The sequence below is a fragment of the Rhodoferax sp. GW821-FHT02C08 genome (assembly GCF_059421805.1).
The window spans coordinates 1-22,384 of the sequence record NZ_JBWKVR010000010.1; the positions used below are offsets into that span (position 1 = coordinate 1).

Here is a 22,384-nt window from a genome sequence, read left to right on the forward strand (position 1 = left end):
ACTGAACGCCCAAGTGGCCGAAATCGGACCCTGGTAGATGCATGGGCCTATTTTGAAGAGGCTTGTTCAGCGTTGCCTTAGAGTACCTGCTCGTCCCTGCAACAGCACTTAGCCAGGCGATATAGTCGGCGCTGCCAGACTCCTATTCACAAGAATTAGAACTATAACTACGCCTTGCGTCATGAAGATTACGTACCCCACACGCTTGCTGCGCACCATACCTATCAGGTTGCTCGGCTTTGCGGTGTTTATGCTGACCGCCGTCGCGGCGGCTCTGCTGATATGGAACTTGGAGCAACGCCGCATTCAAAGCCAGCGCACCCATGTGGACAGTGTTGTAGCGGACCGAACCCATGCAATCCAGGCGACCATAGAACGGGCTTTGTCCAGTGCTTATGCCTTGTCTGCCATGGTGCACCAGGCCGGAGGGGAATTCTCGAACTTTGAGGGTGTGGCTGGCGAAATGCTGCACCTTTACCCCGGTGTCACCATGTTCAGCCTGTCACCCGGAGGCGTTGTCAGCCGCGTGGTGCCTCTGGCAGGAAACGAGGCGGTAATGGGGTTCAATCAACTTGAAGATCCCCTACAAGGCAAGGAAGCAGCGCGTGCGATTGCAGCTCGCGAATTGACATTGGCCGGCCCGCTTAATTTGGTGCAAGGTGGCTTGGGGCTTGTGGGTCGACTACCGGTGTATTTGCCGGCTCCTACGCTAACGACTCCACACAAAGACCATTTTTGGGGATTTATCTCTGTCGTAATTCGTGTCCCCGAAGCCCTGGACAGCAGCGGCATTGCCCAATTGCAGGAGCAAGGTATTGCGTATGAGTTGTGGCGCACCCATCCAGATACCCATCAAAAACAAAGTATCACGGCCGCGGGTAACCAGTTCTTGCATGATCCGGTGGACCGCAACATCCTAGTGCCCAATGGACGGTGGGTACTCAGTGCCACACCAATCAACGGCTGGGGTGATAGTGGGGCTTTGGCGTTTGAAATTGCACTAGGTTTGTTGTTCAGCACCACGCTGGCCTGGGGAGCTCAACTAATGCTTCAACTCAAACGCCAAGAACAAAACTTGGAAGCCCAGGTCGTTGCCCGCACCCAAGAAATTTCAGCTACGCAAACCAAATTGGAAGCGACGCTGGACGCCATTCCCGATCTATTGTTTGAATTAGGCCCAGACGGCACCGTACACGATTGCCGCCTGCCCCGCTCTTTATTGCCCGATATTCCTCTGGAGCAATTTTTAGGTAAAAACGTGATGCAAGCCTTACCTGTCGATGCTGGCAAGGTCATTGCAGCGGGACTGGAAGAAGCCCGGCTATACGGAAACTCGGAAGGCGGCCAGTTCGAGCTCCAGTTGATGCACAACGTTTTGTGGTTTGAAGTTTCGGTTGCACGCAAAGACGTTACCGGCAATGCCGAGCCCCGATTCATTGTCTTGGCTCGCAATATCACGCTACGCATGCAAGCCGAGCTGGATTTGCGTATTGCGGCAACGGCCTTCAACGCCCAGGATGGTATGGCGATTACGGATGCACAGCGCCAGATATTGCGTTGCAACCCTGCATTCACCCAAATTACTGGCTATACCGAGCAAGAGGCTGTAGGTAAAAGCCTGCACATTCTCAATTCAGGCCGACACGACAGGGCCTTTTACCAAAACATGTGGGATACGGTGGAAGCCACCGGAAACTGGCGTGGTGACGTGTGGAACAAACGCAAAAATGGCGATGTTTACCCAGACTCACGGACAGTGACCGCCGTGTACGGCAAAAACGGCAAGATTACCCATTTCGTCAACACCTTCAACGACATTACGCAGCGCAAAGCGGCCGAAGAAGAGATCAACAAGCTGGCCTTCTATGATCCCCTCACCCACCTGCCGAATCGGCGCCTATTGTTGGACAGGTTGCGCCAGGCAATGGGCTTGGGTGTTCGCAATGGCAGATGCGGCGCGCTGCAAGTAATTGACCTGGACAACTTCAAAACCCTCAACGACACATTGGGGCACGATGTGGGCGACCAGCTATTGCAGCAGGTCGCCACCCGATTGACCGAATGCGTGCGCGAAATCGATACGGTTGCACGCCTGGGCGGTGATGAGTTCGTGGTACTACTGACCCAGCTCAGCAGCTACAACGCCGAAGCGGCAGCGCACGCCGAAGCCGTAGGTGAAAAAATTCTGCAATCCATCAGCCAACCCTACCAGCTGGGGTCGCACGAACATCAGATTTTTGCCAGTATGGGTGTGACACTGTACTTTGGCCACCAGGACAGCACGGACGAGCTTCTCAAGCAAGCTGATTTGGCCATGTACCAGGCCAAATCAGCAGGACGCAACACACTCCGTTTTTACGATCCACAAATGCAGGCTGTCGTAAATGCCCGTGTGAGGCTGGAGGCCGACATACGCCGAGGTTTGGCACAGCAACAGTTTGTACTGCATTACCAGGCACAGGTAGATGGGCAAGGGCACGTTGTAGGCGCAGAAGCTTTGTTACGCTGGCCTCACCCGCAAAAAGGCAATATATCCCCGGCTGAATTCATTCCCTTGGTCGAAGATTCCGGACTGATATTACCCCTTGGCCATTGGGTTTTACATACCGCATGTATGCAGCTGCAACGCTGGAGCCAAAACCCACGTACTCAAGCGCTCAGCCTGGCTGTCAACGTTAGCGCTCGGCAGTTTCGGCAAGCCGATTTTGTGGAGTCCGTTCTGCACATATTGCAGACCACCGGTGCGCCAGCTCACATGTTGAAACTAGAGCTGACCGAAAGCCTGTTGGTGGATAACGTAGAAGAAACCACTGACAAAATGCACGCGCTTAAAGTCCATGGCGTGGGGTTTTCGCTGGATGACTTCGGCACCGGCTATTCATCACTGACCTATTTGAAGCGCCTGCCGCTGGACCAGTTGAAAATTGACCAGTCGTTTGTGCAAGACCTGTTGACCAACCCCAAAGACGCCGCCATTGCCCGCACCGTCATTACACTGGGCCATAGTTTGGGTTTGAGTGTGATCGCGGAGGGCGTGGAAACCCGGGAGCAGCAACACTTTCTAGAAGCCGAGTGCTGTGATGCCTACCAGGGCTACTTGTTTGGTCGTCCCGTCTCTATTGCAGATTTTGAAGCCAGCCTAACGGCTTTTTGAAGCCAGCCTAACGGCGGCTTGATAGTCTACGGTTCGGGCTTTCAAATCAAAATATTGTCAATACTGTTGCGCATCGCTAGCTGAACAATGGCATCCATCGCTTCATCAACGACCATCTGCGCCTTCACCACACGCATGCTTCCGTCGTGCATGCGTTTGTCATAGTTGCGCTTGCTCATGGATAGGCAATGGCCCTGGGCATCTGTGAAAAGGAACATGGTTCCATGGGGCGTGGCCCAAGTCAGCTGTGTTCGAATCCACGCGCCCTGCGCCAGTACTTCGACCCAATCACCAATCGCCATGGCCAGAGCTTGCGCAGGTGTCTGAACACTTTCTGTTTCTGTGTTTTCCGGCTGAATCTCCGCCGTCGTAGGCACGGTTGGCAGATCATCCATGAAGCCTGTCGCAACAACCTCAGCGGGAGCGATCCAGGCTGGCGGGGGCGACGGCTCCGCAGAGGTAACTGTCTGCACAGCTTGCGACTTGGTTGGCGGTTTAAAAGCTTGCTGGTGCAGCGCAAACAAGGCATCAAAGAACGCCTCCGTTTGGGCCGATGGATACTGGATCAGTGCCAGACCGTCCCGTAAATTTCGCAACAGCTTAGGTAGCAAACGGGTCAGCTTGCCGATATTCTTGCGCGTCAGGTCAGGCTGTGCACTCCACACTAATGTTTCTATCGACGCATTGACCATGCCAGGATCGCCGGCCCCGCTTCTATCGTGTAGCTGGACATGCGCAGCAACCTGGGCCCATGGACCGCACAGGAAGTCCACCAACACCTTGGGGGCGTTTCGAAGCAAGGGGTTTTGCTCCATGTCTTTTGCCAGCTTCTCGGCCAACAAGTTGCGCTGCTCTGCCTGCTGCAAAGCTTCCATTGCCTCCTGACGCTGGCTGGCCTCCATTGCATTGGCCGGCATCCGAGCCTGGGCCAGCTCTGTTACTGCCTGGTCAAACGGCGCTGCATCCTGCGCGATTTGGACATTTCCGGAGAGCAGAGGCGCTACAGAGGTTTGCAAAGCCTTCCAGAAACTGGGATAGCCCGCAGATTGGATGCTGGGATAGGCCTGGCTTAAACGGGTGATCTCCTCCAGAAGAACCCTGGCCGGGTGCTGCTTGTCATTCAGAAACCGCGGGTCCACCAAAGCCAGCCGCAGTAGCGAAGGTTCCATGCTGCGTATGAGTTGCTGCACGGGTGCCAGCAATCGCGGGTCACCAGCTACGTTGTCGATCAGCAGCCGTACTACTTCCTGGCCAATTTCCGCACCTGGATGTGGGTGTTGTTCGCTGTAGAGTGGTATGCCCCCGCTGGCCGCAAGTGGGTGTGTACTGTCGAAAAACTCCGCCGAATGATCTGGAGTCAGCTGCAATGGGACTGATGCGCCCTGCTCTTCTTCAAAGTCTCCCACCAAGAGCTGATTCAGCTTGTCCAGCGTCAAAACCAGCTGCTTTTGACTGGTTTTCCCCTCGGAATGTTGCCGTCGCGTAGCTGCGCCCCCAAGATGCCCCACTTCCCGATCTTCGTGGGTTGCACGTGCGCTTGTTGCGGTACGTGCAATTGCAAACCCAACAGACCTCACACCTAGTTCTCGCAAGCGCTTCGTTAATGCCACGTACAGCCGAGCCAGTTCTTGGCCCAGCACCTTGCTGAAATGTTCTATCCAATCCAGCTGAACTGCATAAGGCACACCGCAATCCAACATGACAGTTTGTACGGCGCGCACGAATACTTCGGGGCGGAACGGATTGCGTTCTGGGCGCACAGACAATAAGCCTAAAGACGCACACACATACGTATTGAGCTCAACCAAAGACGCATCCACTGCCAACAGAATGGTTTGCTGGATCCGGGCCAACGCAATCCCCTCTTGGACCTGATCCTGTTCCATCAATTCCAACTGGTCGAAACGGATTTTCTGCGGCGGTGCAGCCGCTTTTACGGTGCGACTTGGTTCTACGAGCGTATTTAAAAGTACCGAGGGAAAGCGCTCAATCAGCGTTTCGGCATGCTGGCGCAGCAAGTCTAGTGCAGCATCCACTTGCTCACGCCCTCGCGAACGATGCAGTTGCTGCCGCTCCAGATCTGCCTGGAGCAGACCCAGTAGCCTGGCCAGAATGGGCTTTCCGCTACTTGCCGCCAACGCCAGCGCGTCGCGGTAGGGCTCGGAGTACACCGGCGTGTCTATGGACACGGAAGGCCCATCCTGTGTCATGCTGGGCAGACCTTACTTCAGTGCCTTGTAACGCATACGCTTGGGCTTGGCACCCTCCTCGCCCAGGCGCTTCTTCTTGTCGGCTTCGTACTCTTGGTAGTTGCCGTCGAAGAAGGTCCACTGGCTGTCGCCTTCGGCGGCCAGGATGTGGGTGGCAATACGGTCCAGAAACCAGCGGTCATGGGAGATGACCAGCATGGTGCCGGCGAATTCCAACAGTGCATCTTCCAGCGCGCGCAAGGTTTCCACGTCCAAGTCGTTCGACGGTTCATCCAGCATCAGCACGTTGCCACCGGCAATCAGGGTCTTGGCCAGGTGCAAACGACCACGCTCACCACCGGACAACATACCGACCTTCTTCTGCTGGTCTGCACCGTTAAAGTTGAAGCGGCCGCAGTAGGCGCGGCTGGCCATCTGGAACTTGCCTACGTTCAGGATGTCGAGTCCGCCGGACACGTCTTCCCAGACGGTTTTTTCGTTCGACAAATCATCACGATGCTGGTCGACGAAAGCCATCTTCACGGTGGAGCCGATCACCACTTCACCCGAATCCGGCTTCTCCTTGCCCGCGATCAGTTTGAACAGCGTCGACTTGCCGGCACCGTTGGGACCGATGATGCCGACGATGGCGCCCGCAGGGATGTTGAAGCTCAGGTTGTCGATAAGCACGCGGTCGCCAAAGGACTTGGTGACGTTCTTGAACTCGATCACCTGGCTACCCAGGCGGTCAGCCACGGGGATGAAGATTTCGTTGGTTTCGTTGCGCTTTTGGTATTCGAAGTCGCTCAGTTCTTCGAAGCGGGCCAGGCGGGCCTTGCTCTTGGCTTGGCGGGCTTTGGGGTTCTGGCGCGACCACTCCAATTCCTTCTTCAAGGCTTTGGCGCGGGCTTCTTCGCCCTTCTGTTCGGCTTCCAGGCGTGCGCCCTTCTGCGTCAGCCAGTCGGAGTAATTGCCCTTGTAGGGAATGCCGGAGCCACGGTCCAGTTCCAGAATCCATTCGGCGGCGTTGTCCAGGAAGTAGCGGTCATGGGTAATGGCCACCACGGTGCCGGAATAGCGCTGCAGGAACTGCTCCAGCCAATCCACCGATTCGGCATCCAAGTGATTGGTCGGCTCGTCGAGCAGCAGCATGTCGGGCTTGCTCAGCAAGAGTCGGCACAGCGCTACGCGGCGCTTTTCACCACCGGACAGCACGCCGATATTGGCGTCCCAGGGTGGCAGGCGCAGTGCGTCGGCGGCGATTTCCAGTTGGTGTTCGGAGTCGGTGCCGGCGGTGGCGATGATGGCCTCCAGCTCGGCCTGTTCGGCGGCCAGGGCGTCAAAGTCGGCGTCTTCTTCGCCGTAGGCGGTATAGACCTCTTCCAGACGGGCCTTGGCGGCGAACACCTTGCCCATGCCGGCTTCGACGCTTTCGCGCACGGTCTGGGTCGGGTCCAACTGGGGTTCTTGCGGCAGATAGCCGATGTTCAGGCCGGCCATAGGGATGGCTTCGCCTTCAATTTCCTTGTCCAGGCCAGCCATGATCTTCAGCAAGGTGGACTTGCCGGAGCCGTTGGTACCCAGCACGCCGATCTTGGCGCCGGGAAAGAAACTGAGGGAAATGTCTTTAAGAATGTGGCGCTTGGGCGGCACGATCTTGCCGACGCGGTTCATGGAAAAAACGTATTGAGCCATCTGTTTTGAAGGTCTGGTTAGTGCAAAAAAATCTGCCGAAACTAGTCGGGCGAACCCTGATTATCCCAGCATGCGACAATCTACCTGTTGCGGCATTCCAATTGGCTGCAACGCCAGCACTTCGCTGGGGGCCAAAACGACTTGTTTTGCGTCCATTTTTAAAAAAATGTCTGCCTTTGATTGGTGCCCGTGTTGACTGTACGGGCGATAGGCCAGGCTTCCAAGCGCCCAGGACGGGCGCAACAAAATGAACTTTGAAGAACTGAATCTGGCCCCGGCCATTCTGAAGGCCGTGCAAGAGCAAGGCTATACCGAGCCCACCCCCATTCAAGCGCAGGCCATTCCGGTCGTCTTGGCTGGGCACGATCTGCTGGGCGGCGCGCAAACCGGCACCGGCAAAACCGCAGCGTTCACCCTGCCCCTGCTGCAGCGCCTGACCGAAAGCGCTCCCGCGCAAAACAAATTCGGCGGCAAGGGCATCCGCGCCCTGGTGCTGACCCCCACCCGTGAACTCGCCGCCCAAGTCGAGGAATCGGTGCAAACCTATGGCAAATACCTGGAACTGACTTCCACCGTGGTGTTTGGCGGCGTGGGCATGAACCCGCAAATCACCAAGGTCAAAAAGGGCGTGGACATTCTGGTTGCCACCCCCGGCCGCCTGCTGGACCTGATGCAGCAAGGCATGCTGGACCTGGGCCAGGTGCAGATCCTGGTGCTGGACGAAGCCGACCGTATGCTCGACATGGGCTTCATCCACGACGTGAAGAAGGTGCTGGCCGCCGTGCCCAAGGACAAGCAAAGCCTGCTGTTCTCCGCCACCTTCAGCGATGAAATCCGCGACTTGGCAGCCACCCTGCTGAAGAACCCGCAAAGCGTGCAGGTCACGCCCCGCAACACCACCGTGCAGCGCATCACCCAGGTGATCCACCCGGTCGGTCGCGGCAAGAAAAAGGCCCTGCTGGCCCACATCATCCAGGAACACAAGTGGAGCCAGGTGCTGGTGTTCACCCGCACCAAGTTCGGCGCCAACAATGTGGCCGAATTCCTGGAAAAGAATGGCATCACCGCCATGGCGCTGCATGGTAACAAGAGCCAGTCGGCGCGTACCCAAGCCTTGCAAGGCTTCAAGAGCGGCGATGTACGCGCCCTGGTAGCTACCGATATCGCAGCACGCGGTATCGACATCGATGACCTGCCGCACGTGGTGAACTACGAAATCCCGAACGTCTGCGAAGACTATGTGCATCGCATCGGCCGTACCGGCCGCGCGGGTGCCGAAGGCGCTGCGGTGAATCTGGTGTGCCTGGACGAAGAAGGCTTCATGCAAGACATCGAGCGCTTCACCAAGCAAGAAATTGCGGTGCAAGTCATTGAAGGCTTCATGCCCGAGCCCGGCGAACGTGCCGAACCCATCGCCATGGGCCGCCAGACCATCTGGGGTGGCGCTGGCAAACCACCCAGCCGTGACGTGATGCAAGCCGCAGCCAAGGCTGCACGAACCGAAATGCTGCAACGCGTGCGTGAGAACAAGGCTTCGCAAGGCGACGGTGGCCAGCGCGCTGGCAATGGCGGTGGCCGCAACGGACCGCGCGGTGGCCCACGCAGTGCGCCGCAAGGCGACGGCATGGCGCCTCCCCGTCCACAAGGTGCACGTCCGCCCCAAGGTGGCCGGGGCCCGCGTCCCGGTGGTAGCAACGGCGGCGCACGCTCCGGCGGTTACAGCGGCGGTGGCGGTTATGGCGGTGGCTACGGTGGTGGCGCACAGCCTGACCACACCCGCTCAGCTTCCATGGGCGGCCAAGCGCCTGCGCCCCGCGCAACCCAGGGCGGTCAACCCGACCCCATGCGCACCAGCGTAGACAGCATGTTGGACCGTGGTCGCCGCGGCGGCTTTGGTGGTGGCAACCGTAATGGAGGCGGTGGTGGAGGCTATGGCGGCGGCAACGGCGGTGGTTATGGTGGCGGTCGCGGCAACGGTGGTGGCTCCCGGGGCCCCGGCGGCGGTTCGCGCGGCCCTTTCGGCCGTTAAGCCGGTAATTTCCAAGTAGATTTTGGGCTCTAGCGCAGATTGCACCAGCGGCAAGTGCTATAAAAGATAGAGCAGATGAAATCTGCTCCTAAAGGCGCATGCTCCAGGGCATGCGCCTTTTTTATTTGCTATTATTTTTGCAGCCACTTGCGCAGATGCTACCTGCGCCAGAGCTTGTTTTTTCATAAAAAATCTATACCCCGTATAGCACCATTAAATAACAAGCCGGTAGTATTTGCGCCCTACCCTTTTTCCACCACAAGGCCCCACGATGAGACTCCTCCACACCATGCTGCGCGTTGGCGATTTGCAGCGCTCCATCCAGTTCTATACCCAAGTGTTGGGCATGCAACTGCTGCGTACGTCCGAGAACACCGAATACAAATACTCGCTGGCGTTCGTGGGCTACGGCAGCAACCCCGACCATGCCGAGATCGAGCTAACCTACAACCACGGCGTCAGCAGCTATGAGCCCGGTACAGCGTTCGGCCACATTGCCCTGGGCGTGCCCGATGCCTACGCGGCCTGCGCCAAGATCAAGGCGGCCGGCGGTAATGTGACGCGGGAAGCCGGCCCGGTCAAAGGCGGCAGCACCGTGATTGCCTTTGTGACCGACCCCGATGGCTACAAGATCGAACTGATCCAACGTGCAGAGCACGCCGGCGGTACCGGTCTGTAACAAAGCCACTCCCCCGCCCTGCGTCGCCGCTTGACAGTTGAAGACAAGCGGACGGAATATGCCCCTCCAACTACTACACGGGGGACACCATGGCCAGCCCAAAAACCACCACGCCCGCAGCGGCCAAAGCGCTGTCGCTGCACATCGGTCTGAATGCCGTCAGTGGCGCTGCCTATTCGGGCTGGACCGGACCGCTGGCGGCGTGCGAGTTTGATGCCAACGACATGGCGGCCATCGCCAAGTCCAAAGGCATGAAGTCCACCGTCTTGCTGACCAGGCATGGCACGCGCGCCAAAGCCCTGGCGGCAATTCGCAACGCAGCCAAGAGCCTGCGTGCCGGCGACCTGTTCTTCCTTACCTACTCGGGCCACGGTGGCCAGGTGCCCGACGCCAACGGCGACGAAGCCGACAAACAAGACGAAACCTGGTGCCTGTATGACGGGCAGCTGATCGACGACGAGCTGTATTTCGAGCTCAGCCAGTTCGCTGCGGGCGTGCGCATTTTGGTGCTGTCCGACAGCTGCCACAGCGGCTCCGTCACCCGGGCCATGCCAACCGGACCGCGAGAACGCGCCATGCCCACGGCCGTAGCGATGCGTGTCTACCGCGACCACCAGGCCTTCTATGACAAGTTGCAAACAGAGGTAGCCAAAGCCGCCGGCACGGCAGCAGTTGATCCGGACACCGCGCTGGCCCAGGTCGCGGCCAGCAGCCGCCTGACGGCCATCGTGAAGAAATTCAAGCCCTCGGTGCTATTGATTTCCGGTTGCCAGGACAACCAGACTTCGATGGATGGCGACCACAACGGCGCCTTCACCGAACAGGTATTGAAGGTCTGGAACCACGGTGGTTTCATCGGCAACTACGGCCAGTTCTACGCCCGCGTGAAAGCGAATATGCCCCGCGCACAGTCACCTAACCTGTTCACGCTCGGCATAGCGGGCAGGTTCCTGGCGCAAACGCCGTTTTCAGTCTGAAAAAAAGCGCCTCGGGAGGCGCTTTATTGATTCTCTGGTTTAGGCCACTTTTTTCTTCAAAGCTGCCGTGTCCAGACACAGCTGGGTGATGCGCCCCCAGTCGCCGGCTTTCATGGCATCCGTCGGTACGATCCACGAGCCGCCGACGCACACGACGTTGGGCAGAGCCAGAAAGTCCGGCGCGTTCTGCAAGGTAACGCCACCAGTGGGGCAGAACTTCACGTCAAAAAATGGACCACTCCAGGCCTTCAGCATGGCCGGGCCGCCCGCTTGCATGGCAGGGAAAAACTTCAGCTCGGTAAAGCCGTCTTCCTGCGCCATCATGACCTCGCTACCAGTGGCCACACCAGGCAACAGTGCCAAGCCCAGATCGCGGCAAGCCTGGCCGACCGCGCGGGTGTAGCCCGGGCTGACGCCAAACAAGGCGCCTGCCTTGACCGCTGCTGCCGCATCCGCCGCACTGCGGATGGTGCCCGCACCGATCACTGCTTCAGGGACTTCCTTGGCGATGCGCTCTATGCATTCCAGCGCCTGCGGTGTGCGCAACGTGACTTCCAACATACGGATGCCGCCCGCCACCAGGGCGCGCGCCAGCGGCACGGCATGGGCGACGTCGTTCAGCACGATCACCGGGATCACCGGCGCGTCTTCCATGACCTGGCGCGCCGTCCAGCGGCCGTTTGCGTTCTTGTTTACATCCATGTGAGAGCTCCTTGTTCTGCAGTCAGGGCATTGCGACGCATGCCCGAAAATAATTCACGGCCCATGCCCAAGCCATTGGCCACGCGCAAGGCTTCAGGCATGGTTGCCAATGGCCGCGCAGCCCATTCATCATCAGGCACCAGGGCCTGCAGGGTGCCAGCAATCGCATCCAGGCGCACCACGTCGCCATCCAGCAACTTGGCCAGCGGGCCACCGGCCAGCGCCTCGGGAGAGACGTGGATGGCCGAGGGCACTTTGCCCGATGCACCACTCATGCGGCCATCGGTCACCAGCGCCACCCGGTAGCCTTTACCTTGCAGCACGGCCAGCGGTGGCGTCAGTTTGTGCAACTCTGGCATACCGTTCGCCTTCGGGCCTTGCCAACGCACCACACAAACCACGTCCCGGTTTAGTTCTCCGGCATTGAAGGCCACATGAAGTGCCTCTTGCGAATCAAACAGGCGCACCGGCGCTTCGATGACATAGCGGTCTTCCGGCACGGCGGATGCCTTGATGACGCTGCGCCCCAAGTTGCCCTGCAACAGCTTCAAACCACCTGTTGCACTGAACGGCGCACTGGCTGGACGCACGATGCTTGTGTCCTTGGACGGGCCTGTAGGTTCCCACTGCAGGCTGTCACCGGCTAGTACCGGCACGCCTGTGTATTCACGGATACCACCGGCGCGCACCGTCAACACGTCTTCATGCATGAAACCGGCATCCAGCAGCTCGCGGATGATGAAGCCGGGGCCGCCTGCGGCCTGGAACTGGTTCACGTCGGCACTGCCGTTGGGATACACATGCGAGAGCGTGGGCACCACATCAGACAATGCGCTGAAGTCGTCCCAGTCGATCACAATGCCGGCTGAAGCGGCTACCGCGACCCAGTGAATCAAATGGTTGGTGGATCCGCCGGTGGCCACCAAAGCTACCATGGCATTGACGATGCAGCGCTCGTCCACCACCTTGCCAATGGGGGCGAAGCGTTTGGATTTGACGGCACTCAGCACAGTACGGGTCGATTCGCGGGTCAGTTCATCACGCAGTGCGCCGCCGGGGGCCACAAAAGCCGTGCCGGGTACATGCAGACCCATGGCTTCCAGCAGCATCTGGTTGCTGTTAGCGGTACCGTAGAAAGTGCAGGTGCCGGGCGCATGGTAGGCGGCAGATTCCGCCTCAAGTAGCTCGGCACGGCCAACCAAACCTTGGGCCGCCTGCTCGCGCACCTTGGATTTGGCGCTGTTGGACAGGCCGGATGGCATCGGCCCCGCAGGCACAAAAACCATGGGCAAATGGCCAAACTGAAGCGCGCCAATCAGCAGGCCTGGCACGATCTTGTCGCACACACCCAGCATCAGGGCGGCATCGAACATATCGTGGCTGAGAGCGACCGCAGTAGCCATGGCAATGACATCCCGGCTGAACAGGCTCAACTCCATTCCCGGCGTGCCTTGCGTCACGCCATCGCACATAGCGGGCACGCCGCCAGCGACCTGGGCCGTGGCGCCATGCAGGCGGGCTTCGGCCTTGACCAACTCCGGGTATGTGAGCAGCGGGCTGTGGGCCGACAACATGTCGTTGTAAGCGGTCACGATGCCGATGTTCAGCGCTTTTTCGGCAACCACCTTGAACTTGTCATTGTTCGGCATGCCGGCAAATGCATGGGCCACGTTGGCGCAGCCCATGCGTTCGGCACCGGGCTTGCGCTGTGCAGCGGCCTCAAGGCGTTCCAGATACGCGCTGCGACTAGGCCCGCTGCGTGCGCGAATGCGGTCTGTGACCGCGCTAACGGTGGGGTGGAGTTTCATGTTTTTTGGTAACAAAATTACAACCTCCATGGTACCCCTTAACTGCAATTTTGTACCGCCCCGCAGTTACCAGTGGGTTACGAACGCCCCAGGGCAAACCCTTGGCCGCAACCTCACCACAGGCCTTATTTGGAGCCCAATTTGCGGTACAGCGTATTGCGGCTGACGCCCAGTTGGCGCGCCGCTTGGGACACATTGCCGTCGCATTGCTGCAGCACCCGCTCCATGGTTCGCACCGCCTGCGTATGCAAGCGGCCGTCGTCAATTTCATCTTTTTGCGGCGTGGACACGCGCACATCCTGGACAAAATCGTCAGGCAAATGCTGCCAATCGATCACGCTCTCGCCGCTATCTAGCAGCGCACAGGCGGTGCGCAAAACATTCGCCAGCTGGCGTACATTGCCTGGCCAGGAGAATGCAGCAAAAGCCTGCGCCACTACGGGAGCCAGCTGTACCGCCTGGCCTGGCGCCAGCGACTGCAGCAGCCGCTCGACCAGGGCTGACTGGTCACTGCGTTCGCGCAATGGGGGCAGCAACAACGTCAGGCCGTTGATGCGGTAGTAAAGGTCCTCCCGAAAGCGGCCTGCCTGCATTTCTTCCCGCAGGTTGCGATGCGTGGCGCACACCAGTGCAAAGTCCACGGCGACCGACTTGCCGCCGCCCAAGGCCTGTACCTCGCGCTCTTGCAACACGCGCAATAGCCGAGCCTGGAAAGCCAGCGGCATATCACCCACTTCGTCCAGTAACAGCGTACCGCCCTGCGCCTCACGCAGGCGGCCAGGCGAACCCTCACGACGGGCTCCGGTAAAAGCACCTGGCAGGTAGCCAAACAGCTCGGCCTCGATCAAGGACTCAGGCAAGGCCGCGCAATTGACCGCCACAAAAGGCCCGTCCTTGCGTGGACCGGCCGCATGTACGGCCCGCGCAAACACCTCTTTACCCACCCCAGATTCGCCCTGCAACAGCAAGGGAATCAGCTTGCCGGCCACGCGGCGCGCCTTGTCCAGGGCAGCTCGAAACATGCAGTCACCGGTATCCAGGGCTTGCAATGGGTCGGTGGCAGGAAGGCTCTTCGGGAGCAGATTACCCGTAATGCTGACCGCACGCACACGCCCGCCGTCCACACGCAACCAGAGCGGCCGCCCGTCGGGGCTGCGCAATTGGCGTGCAGTGCCAGCAATAGGCAATATTTCATGCGCCAATGGCCACACCGACTCAAGCGGCACCCGGCCCATATTGTCCCGGGGCAGTCGCAGCCATTGCAGGGCCGCGGTATTGGCGCCCAGAATCCAGCCCTCTTCAGACAAGGCCAATAGGCATTCGGTCACCGTTCCTATGCCTTCCAGCTGGGTATGGAAGCGCAGCCTGATCTGGCCGGCATAACGGGTTTCAAATAGCTTGTGCTCGATCATGCGGGCCGCTGACCGTACCAGGCCCAAGGTGTGCGGGTGGTAGCCACGGTGGTCACCAGAAATATCCAGTACGCCCAGCAAACGTCCAGCGGGGTCGTGTATGGGTGCTGCGGCGCAGGTCAGAAAACCATTGCGCTCAAGATAGTGCTCACTGGCATGGACCACCACCGGAGACTGCTCCGCCATGGCCATACCAATGGCATTGGTACCCCTATATTGTTCGTGCCAGGTTGCCCCCGGGCGTAAGGCCACGCGGCTGGCCCGGTCCAGGAAATCGTCATCGCCCAGGGTGTGCAGCAGCATGCCGCTGCCATCAGCCAACACCACCATGCAGTCGCTGTCACGGGTTTGCTCAAAAACAAACTCCATCACCGGCCGGGCGTGGGCCACCAGCTCACGTTGGTGTTCCAAGGCCCGGGTCAGTTGCGCCGAAGATGCATGGGGCGCCCCCGGTGTACGCCCGCTGGCTTGCAAGCCAAAGGACAGACTGCGCCCCCAGGAGCGCGCCAGCCTGTCGCCCAGCAGCTCCTTGGGGATATCTCCTTGGTTCAATAACTGGCGCCGTGCCTGTCGCAGGGCCAGCGCGGGCGTTCTAACGGTACTGTGTCCGGAATCCATGGTCTGTCTCCTTGCCACGCCCGGTACGTGCCGGGTGCAGTCATGTAGTGCCACTGTAGTGAGCTGGCGCATATGTGCAAGCGGTTTAACACAAGCCTGGTTGTGGCTGCTCCATTTTGGAACACCTGTCCCACAACAAGCTGACAACTGCAGGCCCATTGAGTGCGGCGTACCGCTACTTTCGCGCAGGAAACCGGCTTTCACGGCCCACAAAAGCATGTGGCACACACCCTGCACTACTTGCTGCGCACTAACTTGCAAGTGCTCAATAACCCAAAAGGAGACATCCATGCTTTATCCCCATCCCGGCAGCGACAATGCCCCCGTACAGTTCAAAGCGCGTTATGACAACTACATTGGCGGCAAATGGGTTGCCCCCCTCAAAGGCGAGTACTTTGACGTCATTACGCCTATTTCTGGCAAAGTATTCACCCAAGCCGCCCGGTCGGGTCCAGAAGACATCGAACTGGCCTTGGATGCCGCGCATGCCGCGGCTGATAGCTGGGGCCGCACCTCGGCTGGCGAGCGCTCCAATCTGCTACTGAAGATCGCCGATCGCCTGGAAGCCCACCTGGAAAAGCTGGCCTACGCCGAAACCGTGGACAACGGTAAACCCATCCGCGAAACTCTGAACGCGGATATTCCGCTGACCATCGACCATTTCCGCTACTTTGCTGGCTGCCTGCGGGCCCAGGAAGGCGCTTTGAGCGAGATCGACGAAAACACCATTGCGTACCACTTCCACGAACCCCTGGGCGTGGTGGGCCAGATCATTCCCTGGAACTTCCCTATCCTGATGGCCGCCTGGAAGCTGGCGCCCGCCATAGGGGCCGGCAACTGCGTAGTGCTCAAGCCGGCCGAATCCACACCAGTCAGCATCATGGTGATGCTGGAGCTGATCGCCGATCTGCTGCCAGCGGGTGTGCTGAACGTGGTGAATGGCTTTGGCCGCGAAGCCGGCATGTCGCTGGCCACCAGCAAACGTATTGCCAAGATCGCCTTCACCGGCTCTACCGCCACAGGCCGGGTGATCGCCCAGGCTGCCGCTACCAATTTGATCCCGGCGACGCTGGAGCTGGGTGGCAAGTCGCCCAATATCTTCTTTGCCGACGTGGCTGACGCAGACGATGACTTTTTCGACAAAGCCATCGAAGGCTTGGTGCTGTTCGCCTTCAACCAGGGCGAGGTCTGCACCTGCCCATCGCGTGCCTTGATCCACGAGTCCATCTACGACAAGTTCATGGCCCGCGTGCTGACCCGCGTCAAAGCTATCAAGCAAGGCAGTCCGCTGGACACCGACTGCATGATGGGTGCCCAGGCGTCCCAGGTGCAGATGGACAAAATCATGTCTTACATGGATATCGGCATCAACGAAGGCGCTGAACTGCTGGTGGGCGGTCAACGCGCAACCATGCCAGCCGATCTGGCTGGCGGCTACTATGTTCAGCCAACCCTGTTCAAGGGCCACAACAAGATGCGCATCTTCCAGGAAGAAATTTTTGGCCCGGTGCTGGCCGTGACCACATTCAAGGATGAGGCTGAAGCCTTGGCGCTTGCCAACGACACGCCATACGGCCTGGGAGCCGGCGTTTGGAGCCGTGATGGCGGCGTGGCCTACCGCATGGGCCGTGCCATCAAGGCCGGCCGGGTCTGGACCAACTGCTACCACGCCTACCCTGCCCACGCGACCTTTGGTGGTTACAAGGAGTCAGGCATAGGGCGTGAAACCCACAAGATGATGCTGGACCACTACCAACAGACCAAGAACCTGCTGGTGAGCTATAACCCCAAGAAGCTGGGCTTCTTCTAAGCCCCTACCTGCAGTAGCCCAATCGCCGCTGCAGGGTCTGAAATTAAGCCGCCCATGGATGGCCATGGCGGCTTATCAGGCTTGGTTCGGCGGCACAATCCAAGCCATGAGCCTAACTACTACCCAGCTTGCCGATCTGCGTAAAAGCTACGAGCGCGCAGAACTCAATGAAGAGGCATCTCACGCAGACCCGCTACAGCAATTCGAACAGTGGCTGAACGAGGCTGTAGACGCCCAGGTACCCGAACCCAATGCCATGACCCTGGCTACGGTGGCACACAATTTGCGGCCATCGACCCGTATCGTGCTGATCAAAGGGTTTGATGCCCGTGGCATCGTTTGGTACACCAATTACGAAAGCCGTAAGGGCCAAGAACTGGCGGGCAACCCCTATGCGTCCCTGCAATTCCACTGGGTGGAGCTGGAGCGTGTAGTACGTATAGAAGGTGTGGTGGAAAAGGTCAGCGATGCCGAAAGCGACGCTTATTTCCAAAGCCGCCCGCTGGATTCCCGGTTGGGTGCATGGGCATCCCCCCAATCACAGGTGATTTCCGGCCGCAGTACCCTGGTGGCCAATGCCGCCAAGTACGGCGCGCAGTTTCTTTTGAACCCGCCGCGCCCTCCCCATTGGGGCGGCTACCGCCTGCAGGCCGATCGCTGGGAGTTCTGGCAAGGACGCAAGAGCCGGCTACATGACCGCCTTCGCTATACATTAGATAGCAACACCCGCTGGATTCGCGAGCGCTTGGCGCCTTAAATATTTATAAGTCTGCAGGCATGTCATCCTCGCGCCCGCCTCCGGTCAAACCTATTCCCTGGCTCTTGCCGGGTGAACCCTTTCCACCTGTAACACAGGCCTGGGGTCCAGCCGATCCTGCCCCTGGCCTATTGGCTGCGGGCGGCGCGCTGGATGTAGACAGTCTGCAGCGCGCCTATCGACAAGGTATTTTTCCCTGGTTCAGCACGGGCCAGCCCATCCTGTGGTGGAGTACCGATCCGCGCATGGTCTTGCACACCCAGGAGTTTCGCCTGCACCGTTCGCTGCGCAAGACTCTGGCACGCTTCGTCCGGACGCCGGGCTGCGAGATCCGCATAGACCATGCCTTTGCGGACGTCATCCGGGCCTGCTCAGGCAGCGCACGGCCAGGGCAAACGGGCACCTGGATCGTGGCCGACGTCATGCAGGCATATATAGAGCTGCACCAGGCCGGCTACGCACACAGCATAGAGACCTGGATAGACGGAGAGCTCGCTGGCGGCTTGTATTGCGTGGCTCTGGGCCAGGCTGTCTTTGGCGAATCCATGTTCACCCGCGTGCCCGACGCGTCCAAGATCGCGCTGGCCGTCCTAGTATGCTTTTGCCGTGCCCACGGCATCCCACTGATCGATTGCCAACAGAACACGGGCCACCTGGCGTCTATGGGTGCGCGCGAAATCCCCAGGGCAGACTTTTGTACGCAGATCGTGCGCAACGCAAGCCAAGCTGCACCGCACTGGCAATTCGACCCCGTATACTGGGACGCAATGCTTGCTTCTAAGCCCGGCCCGTGACAAACCTCCATGAATTGCCGCTGCAAACCCTGCAGTTTTATGCGACGGCACCCTATCCCTGCAGCTATCTGTCGGACCGGCAGGCACGGTCTCAGGTGGCAACCCCCAGCCATTTGATCCAAACGGAAACCTATTCGGAGTTGGTACGCATGGGTTTTCGCCGCAGCGGCCTGTTCACCTACCGCCCCTATTGCGATGGTTGCCAGTCTTGCATGCCATTGCGCGTGTTGGCCCATAGTTTTAAACCCGATCGCAGCCAAAAGCGCGCCTTGGCCCAGCACGGCTCGTTGCAATCACGCGTGTTGGAACTTGGCTTTGTACGTGAGCATTACGAGCTGTATCTGCGTTACCAAAATGGCCGCCACGCGGGCGGCGGCATGGACCAGGACAGCATTGACCAGTACACGCAATTTTTACTGCAAAGTCGGGTCAGTTCGCGTTTGGTCGAATTCAGGGAATTGGCTGCAGACGGATCTGCCAGCCGACTCAAGATGGTGTCTATTTTGGATGTGCTGGACGACGGCTTGTCCGCCGTGTACACCTTTTACGAACCTGAGCAGCACACAAGCTACGGCACGTATAACGTTCTATGGCAGATCGAACAAGCGCGGCAGCTGGGTTTGGACTACGTCTACCTGGGCTACTGGATTGCGCAGAGCCCCAAGATGCTCTACAAGTCCCGGTTTGCACCCCATGAAATCCTGAAAGATGGTGTCTGGACCGCTGTGGCAAGCTAGCCCAGCGCATCTTTAGCGGGCTTCATCAACGATGAGTTGATTTCATATTGTGCAACCGTACATTTCATAAGGTAAGATCCAGTATCTCTTAATGGGAACTGCAATGAAGCCATCAGAACCCAGTGCACCCGCCACTCCGACCGTCCAAGTCATCGAGCGCATGTTTGCGCTGATCGATGTTCTGGCATCCCGTGAAGATGCCATGTCGCTCAAGGAAATCAGCGAAAGAACGGGTCTGCACCCCTCCACCACCCACCGTATCCTGAATGATCTGGCGACCGGCCGCTTTGTAGACCGACCAGAGCCTGGCAGTTACCGCCTGGGTATGCGCTTGCTGGAGCTGGGCAACTTGGTCAAAGGTCGTTTGAACGTACGTGACGCCGCCCTGATCCCCATGCGCGAGTTGCACCGACTTACCCAGCAGCCCGTGAACCTGAGCCTGCGCCAAGGTGACGAAATTGTTTACGTCGAACGGGCGTACAGCGAGCGCTCGGGCATGCAGGTTGTGCGCGCCATTGGCGGGCGGGCTCCATTGCATCTCACCTCGGTAGGCAAGCTGTTTCTGGCCATGGACGAACCACAGCGCGTACGCGCTTACGCCATGCGTACGGGCCTCAGCGGTCAGACAAAAAACAGCCTGACCGATATCCACATGCTGGAGCGTGATTTGGCCAAAACCCGGCAGTACGGCATCGCACGCGACAACGAGGAGCTGGAATTGGGGGTGCGCTGTATAGCCGTCGGCATTTACGACGACCAAAGCAAGCTGGTGGCAGGCCTGTCAATCTCTGCTCCAGCGGACCGCCTCGACGAAGGATGGTTGCCAAAATTACAAAATACGGCAAATGAAATATCCGCCGCCTTGGGTTACAAGACGGCGGATCTCAACTAAGCAGCAAAGCAACTGCTGCGGACGAGATGTACTCAGCCCGCAGTCTTGACTACAGGGTTGGATTCCACCCAGTGGCGCACGCGTTCTGCATCGGCAATGCGGCTCAGTTTGCCGGCAGAGTCCAGAAACACCATGATCAGTTTGCGTCCAGCAATCTTGGCTTGCATCACCAGGCACTGACCGGCCTCTGAGATGTAACCAGTCTTTTGCAGGCCAATATCCCAATCCGGGCTTTTCACCAAACGGTTGGTGTTATTGAACTGCAGCGTTCTGCGGCCAATGTCAACTTGATAACCAGGAGAAGTGGAGAGCTCGCGCAGAGTGGGTTCGTTGTAAGCAGCATTCACCAGGGTGGCTAGATCACGGGCGCTGGATTGGTTGTTGCTAGACAACCCCGTAGGTTCAACGTAGCGGGTGTCCTTCATGCCCAGCATCTTAGCTTTGGCATTCATCAGGGAAACAAAGGTAGGCAAGCCACCTGGATAGGTGCGCCCCAACGCATGGGCAGCACGGTTTTCGCTGGACATCAAGGCCAGGTGCAATAATTCGCCTCGGCTCAAAGTGGTACCTACGGTCAGCCTGGAGCGGCTCCATTTTTCGGTGTCCACATCATCTTGGCTTATTGTGATGTCCTCGTCCATCGGCAGATTGGCTTCGTTAATTACCACACCCGTCATCAGCTTGGTCAAGGATGCGATTGGCAAAACCGCCTGGTCATTCTTGCTGAAAAGAACTTCGCGCGTGTCTTGATCAATCACCAGAGCGACACTGGATTTGAGTGCCAAGGCATCTGGGGCACCGTGCAAACCCGCCAATTCACCAAAGGACTGCTTGGCAGGAATGATGGCTGCTACAGGCCGTGCCACCTTCTTGGTAGCGATCAAGGTTTTGGATACACGTGCATTGCGGCTGGTTTTCACCACCACCGCACTGCGCTTGGACTTGGTTGTTACGGCTTGAACCTTTTCAACACTCACTTTTTTACGCTGCGCGGCATGCGCAGGGGCACTTGCCATGAGCGCGGAACAGGTAATAACAGAAACAATATGTAGCAGGCGGTTCAAAACGGGGCTTTCAGGGAGTGGCATGAGTTCATCTCCGGTTCAGAAACGATCCAGAAGGAGTGTATCCAAATCAAAAACTTCACACAAGATCAAAGACTTAGCGAATATATTTAAGGTGATATTTTTGGCCTGAACTTTACACAAGGTCTACCAGGGAAAGACAAACCATAGAGCCCGCAGCACAGTCATATACAGCTGGAAAATGTACGGACTGCAATAGCGTGTAATAACGTTTTGCGCATGGTTCTTGCTGACAAGACAAAGCACAAAAGTTGTAAAACTTGCCTCGTAGAATCAAACAAACAACCCAGGGAAATCAATGAGCTCTATCAATTTTATTGGCGGTGAAAAAGGTGGCGTAGGCAAATCGGTCACCGCGCGTGTGCTCGCACAATATTTCCTGGATGCCGGCCTGGCATTCACGGGGTTTGACACCGACCGTTCGCACAATTCGTTTACCCGCTTTTATCCCGACTTTGCTTCCCCCGTCTTGGTTGACAGCTTTGAAGGACTGGACCGGATCGCCGAGGCTTTTGAGGCCAACCCCCACCAAAACGTCATCGTAGACTTGGCGGCACAGACAGCCGCGCCTCTGGCGCGTTGGATCAAAGACTCAGATTTGTTTGAGGTACTCACTGATCTGAACATAGCCGTCAACTTCTGGCACGTTATCGATGAAGGCAAGGATTCGGTCAGCTTGCTGACGGAACTGATGCAGAACTTTGGCAGCGCACCCACCTACATCATTGTGATGAACCACGGACGGGGCTCGGATTTTTCGCTCATGCGCTCCTCCAGCGCCATGGATGAAGCCCTGAAGCTAGGCGCCCGCGTCATCGAACTGCCCGCACTACAAGACGCTTGCATGCGCAAGATCGACCGCCAGAACGCCAGTTTCTGGAGTGCAGTACACGAGCGCAGCGAAAACGATGGCCTGGGTATTCTGGAACGCCAGCGCGTCAAAACCTGGCTTAAAAAGACTTATACGGCGCTGGAAGGATTGCCGCTGTAAGGCATCAACCAACACGAGCAGCACCAAATAAAAAGGGGCGGTACCCGAGAGTACC

Annotated in this window: 16 protein-coding genes; 10 read left to right on the plus strand and 6 right to left on the minus strand. The window is 58.4% G+C overall.

The window, feature by feature from the left end; translation table 11 throughout:
- Positions 1–205: 205 nt before the first annotated feature.
- Complete coding sequence (locus AC07VY_RS13735) at positions 206–3,154, plus strand: bifunctional diguanylate cyclase/phosphodiesterase (RefSeq protein WP_495119487.1); 2,949 nt, start codon at positions 206–208, stop codon at positions 3,152–3,154.
- A 41-nt stretch (positions 3,155–3,195) separates the two neighbouring features.
- Here AC07VY_RS13735 and AC07VY_RS13740 read toward each other — a convergent pair whose 3' ends face one another.
- On the minus strand, positions 3,196–5,343 hold the full coding sequence (locus AC07VY_RS13740; RefSeq protein ID WP_495098194.1) for a DUF1631 family protein: 2,148 nt from the start codon (positions 5,341–5,343) through the stop codon (positions 3,196–3,198).
- 33 nt (positions 5,344–5,376) lie between these two features.
- Positions 5,377–7,038: an energy-dependent translational throttle protein EttA gene (gene ettA / locus AC07VY_RS13745; RefSeq protein WP_495074283.1), complete on the minus strand. Its 1,662-nt coding sequence runs from the start codon at positions 7,036–7,038 to the stop codon at positions 5,377–5,379.
- A 247-nt stretch (positions 7,039–7,285) separates the two neighbouring features.
- Here ettA and AC07VY_RS13750 point away from each other — a divergent pair, with 247 nt between their 5' ends.
- The 3 genes from AC07VY_RS13750 to AC07VY_RS13760 all read left to right on the plus strand — a co-directional run bounded on the left by AC07VY_RS13750 (position 7,286) and on the right by AC07VY_RS13760 (position 10,723).
- Positions 7,286–9,067 (plus strand): DEAD/DEAH box helicase, encoded by a 1,782-nt coding sequence (locus tag AC07VY_RS13750; RefSeq protein WP_495074284.1) that lies wholly within the window; start codon positions 7,286–7,288, stop codon positions 9,065–9,067.
- A gap of 271 nt (positions 9,068–9,338) precedes the next feature.
- On the plus strand, positions 9,339–9,746 hold the full coding sequence (gloA, locus tag AC07VY_RS13755; RefSeq protein ID WP_495074285.1) for a lactoylglutathione lyase: 408 nt from the start codon (positions 9,339–9,341) through the stop codon (positions 9,744–9,746).
- Between the two features lie 89 nt (positions 9,747–9,835).
- Positions 9,836–10,723 carry a caspase family protein gene (locus tag AC07VY_RS13760; RefSeq protein WP_495098193.1) on the plus strand — a complete coding sequence of 296 codons (888 nt, stop codon included), beginning with the start codon at positions 9,836–9,838 and terminating at the stop codon, positions 10,721–10,723.
- A gap of 39 nt (positions 10,724–10,762) precedes the next feature.
- On the opposite strand, the gene eda is transcribed toward AC07VY_RS13760, so the two are convergent.
- The 3 genes from eda to AC07VY_RS13775 all read right to left on the minus strand — a co-directional run bounded on the left by eda (position 10,763) and on the right by AC07VY_RS13775 (position 15,263).
- Complete coding sequence (gene eda, locus AC07VY_RS13765) at positions 10,763–11,425, minus strand: bifunctional 4-hydroxy-2-oxoglutarate aldolase/2-dehydro-3-deoxy-phosphogluconate aldolase (protein ID WP_495074287.1); 663 nt, start codon at positions 11,423–11,425, stop codon at positions 10,763–10,765.
- The gene (gene edd, locus AC07VY_RS13770) at positions 11,416–13,233 is read right to left on the minus strand and encodes a phosphogluconate dehydratase (protein WP_495098192.1); all 1,818 of its coding nucleotides are present in this window, start codon (positions 13,231–13,233) and stop codon (positions 11,416–11,418) included. Before edd ends, eda begins: the two co-directional genes overlap by 10 nt.
- Before the next feature lie 125 nt (positions 13,234–13,358).
- Positions 13,359–15,263, minus strand: coding sequence for a sigma-54-dependent Fis family transcriptional regulator (locus tag AC07VY_RS13775; RefSeq protein ID WP_495098191.1), 1,905 nt, complete (start codon positions 15,261–15,263; stop codon positions 13,359–13,361).
- 289 nt (positions 15,264–15,552) lie between these two features.
- On the opposite strand from AC07VY_RS13775, the gene exaC reads away from it, so the two are divergent.
- The 5 genes from exaC (at position 15,553) to AC07VY_RS13800 (ending at position 20,253) form a co-directional block, all read left to right on the plus strand.
- A complete protein-coding gene (gene exaC / locus AC07VY_RS13780; protein ID WP_495098190.1) occupies positions 15,553–17,073 on the plus strand; it encodes an acetaldehyde dehydrogenase ExaC in 1,521 nt (506 codons plus the stop codon).
- A 106-nt stretch (positions 17,074–17,179) separates the two neighbouring features.
- On the plus strand, positions 17,180–17,830 hold the full coding sequence (gene pdxH, locus AC07VY_RS13785; protein ID WP_495098189.1) for a pyridoxamine 5'-phosphate oxidase: 651 nt from the start codon (positions 17,180–17,182) through the stop codon (positions 17,828–17,830).
- Between the two features lie 20 nt (positions 17,831–17,850).
- The gene (gene aat, locus AC07VY_RS13790) at positions 17,851–18,624 is read left to right on the plus strand and encodes a leucyl/phenylalanyl-tRNA--protein transferase (RefSeq protein WP_495098188.1); all 774 of its coding nucleotides are present in this window, start codon (positions 17,851–17,853) and stop codon (positions 18,622–18,624) included.
- A complete protein-coding gene (locus AC07VY_RS13795; RefSeq protein WP_495098187.1) occupies positions 18,621–19,361 on the plus strand; it encodes an arginyltransferase in 741 nt (246 codons plus the stop codon). Before aat ends, AC07VY_RS13795 begins: the two co-directional genes overlap by 4 nt.
- Before the next feature lie 103 nt (positions 19,362–19,464).
- Positions 19,465–20,253, plus strand: a complete 789-nt coding sequence (locus AC07VY_RS13800; RefSeq protein ID WP_495098186.1) for an IclR family transcriptional regulator — start codon at positions 19,465–19,467, stop codon at positions 20,251–20,253.
- Between the two features lie 32 nt (positions 20,254–20,285).
- On the opposite strand, the gene AC07VY_RS13805 is transcribed toward AC07VY_RS13800, so the two are convergent.
- The gene (locus AC07VY_RS13805) at positions 20,286–21,341 is read right to left on the minus strand and encodes a serine hydrolase (RefSeq protein WP_495098185.1); all 1,056 of its coding nucleotides are present in this window, start codon (positions 21,339–21,341) and stop codon (positions 20,286–20,288) included.
- 295 nt (positions 21,342–21,636) lie between these two features.
- On the opposite strand from AC07VY_RS13805, the gene AC07VY_RS13810 reads away from it, so the two are divergent.
- Complete coding sequence (locus tag AC07VY_RS13810) at positions 21,637–22,329, plus strand: nucleotide-binding protein (protein WP_495098184.1); 693 nt, start codon at positions 21,637–21,639, stop codon at positions 22,327–22,329.
- The last annotated feature ends 55 nt before the right edge of the window (positions 22,330–22,384 follow it).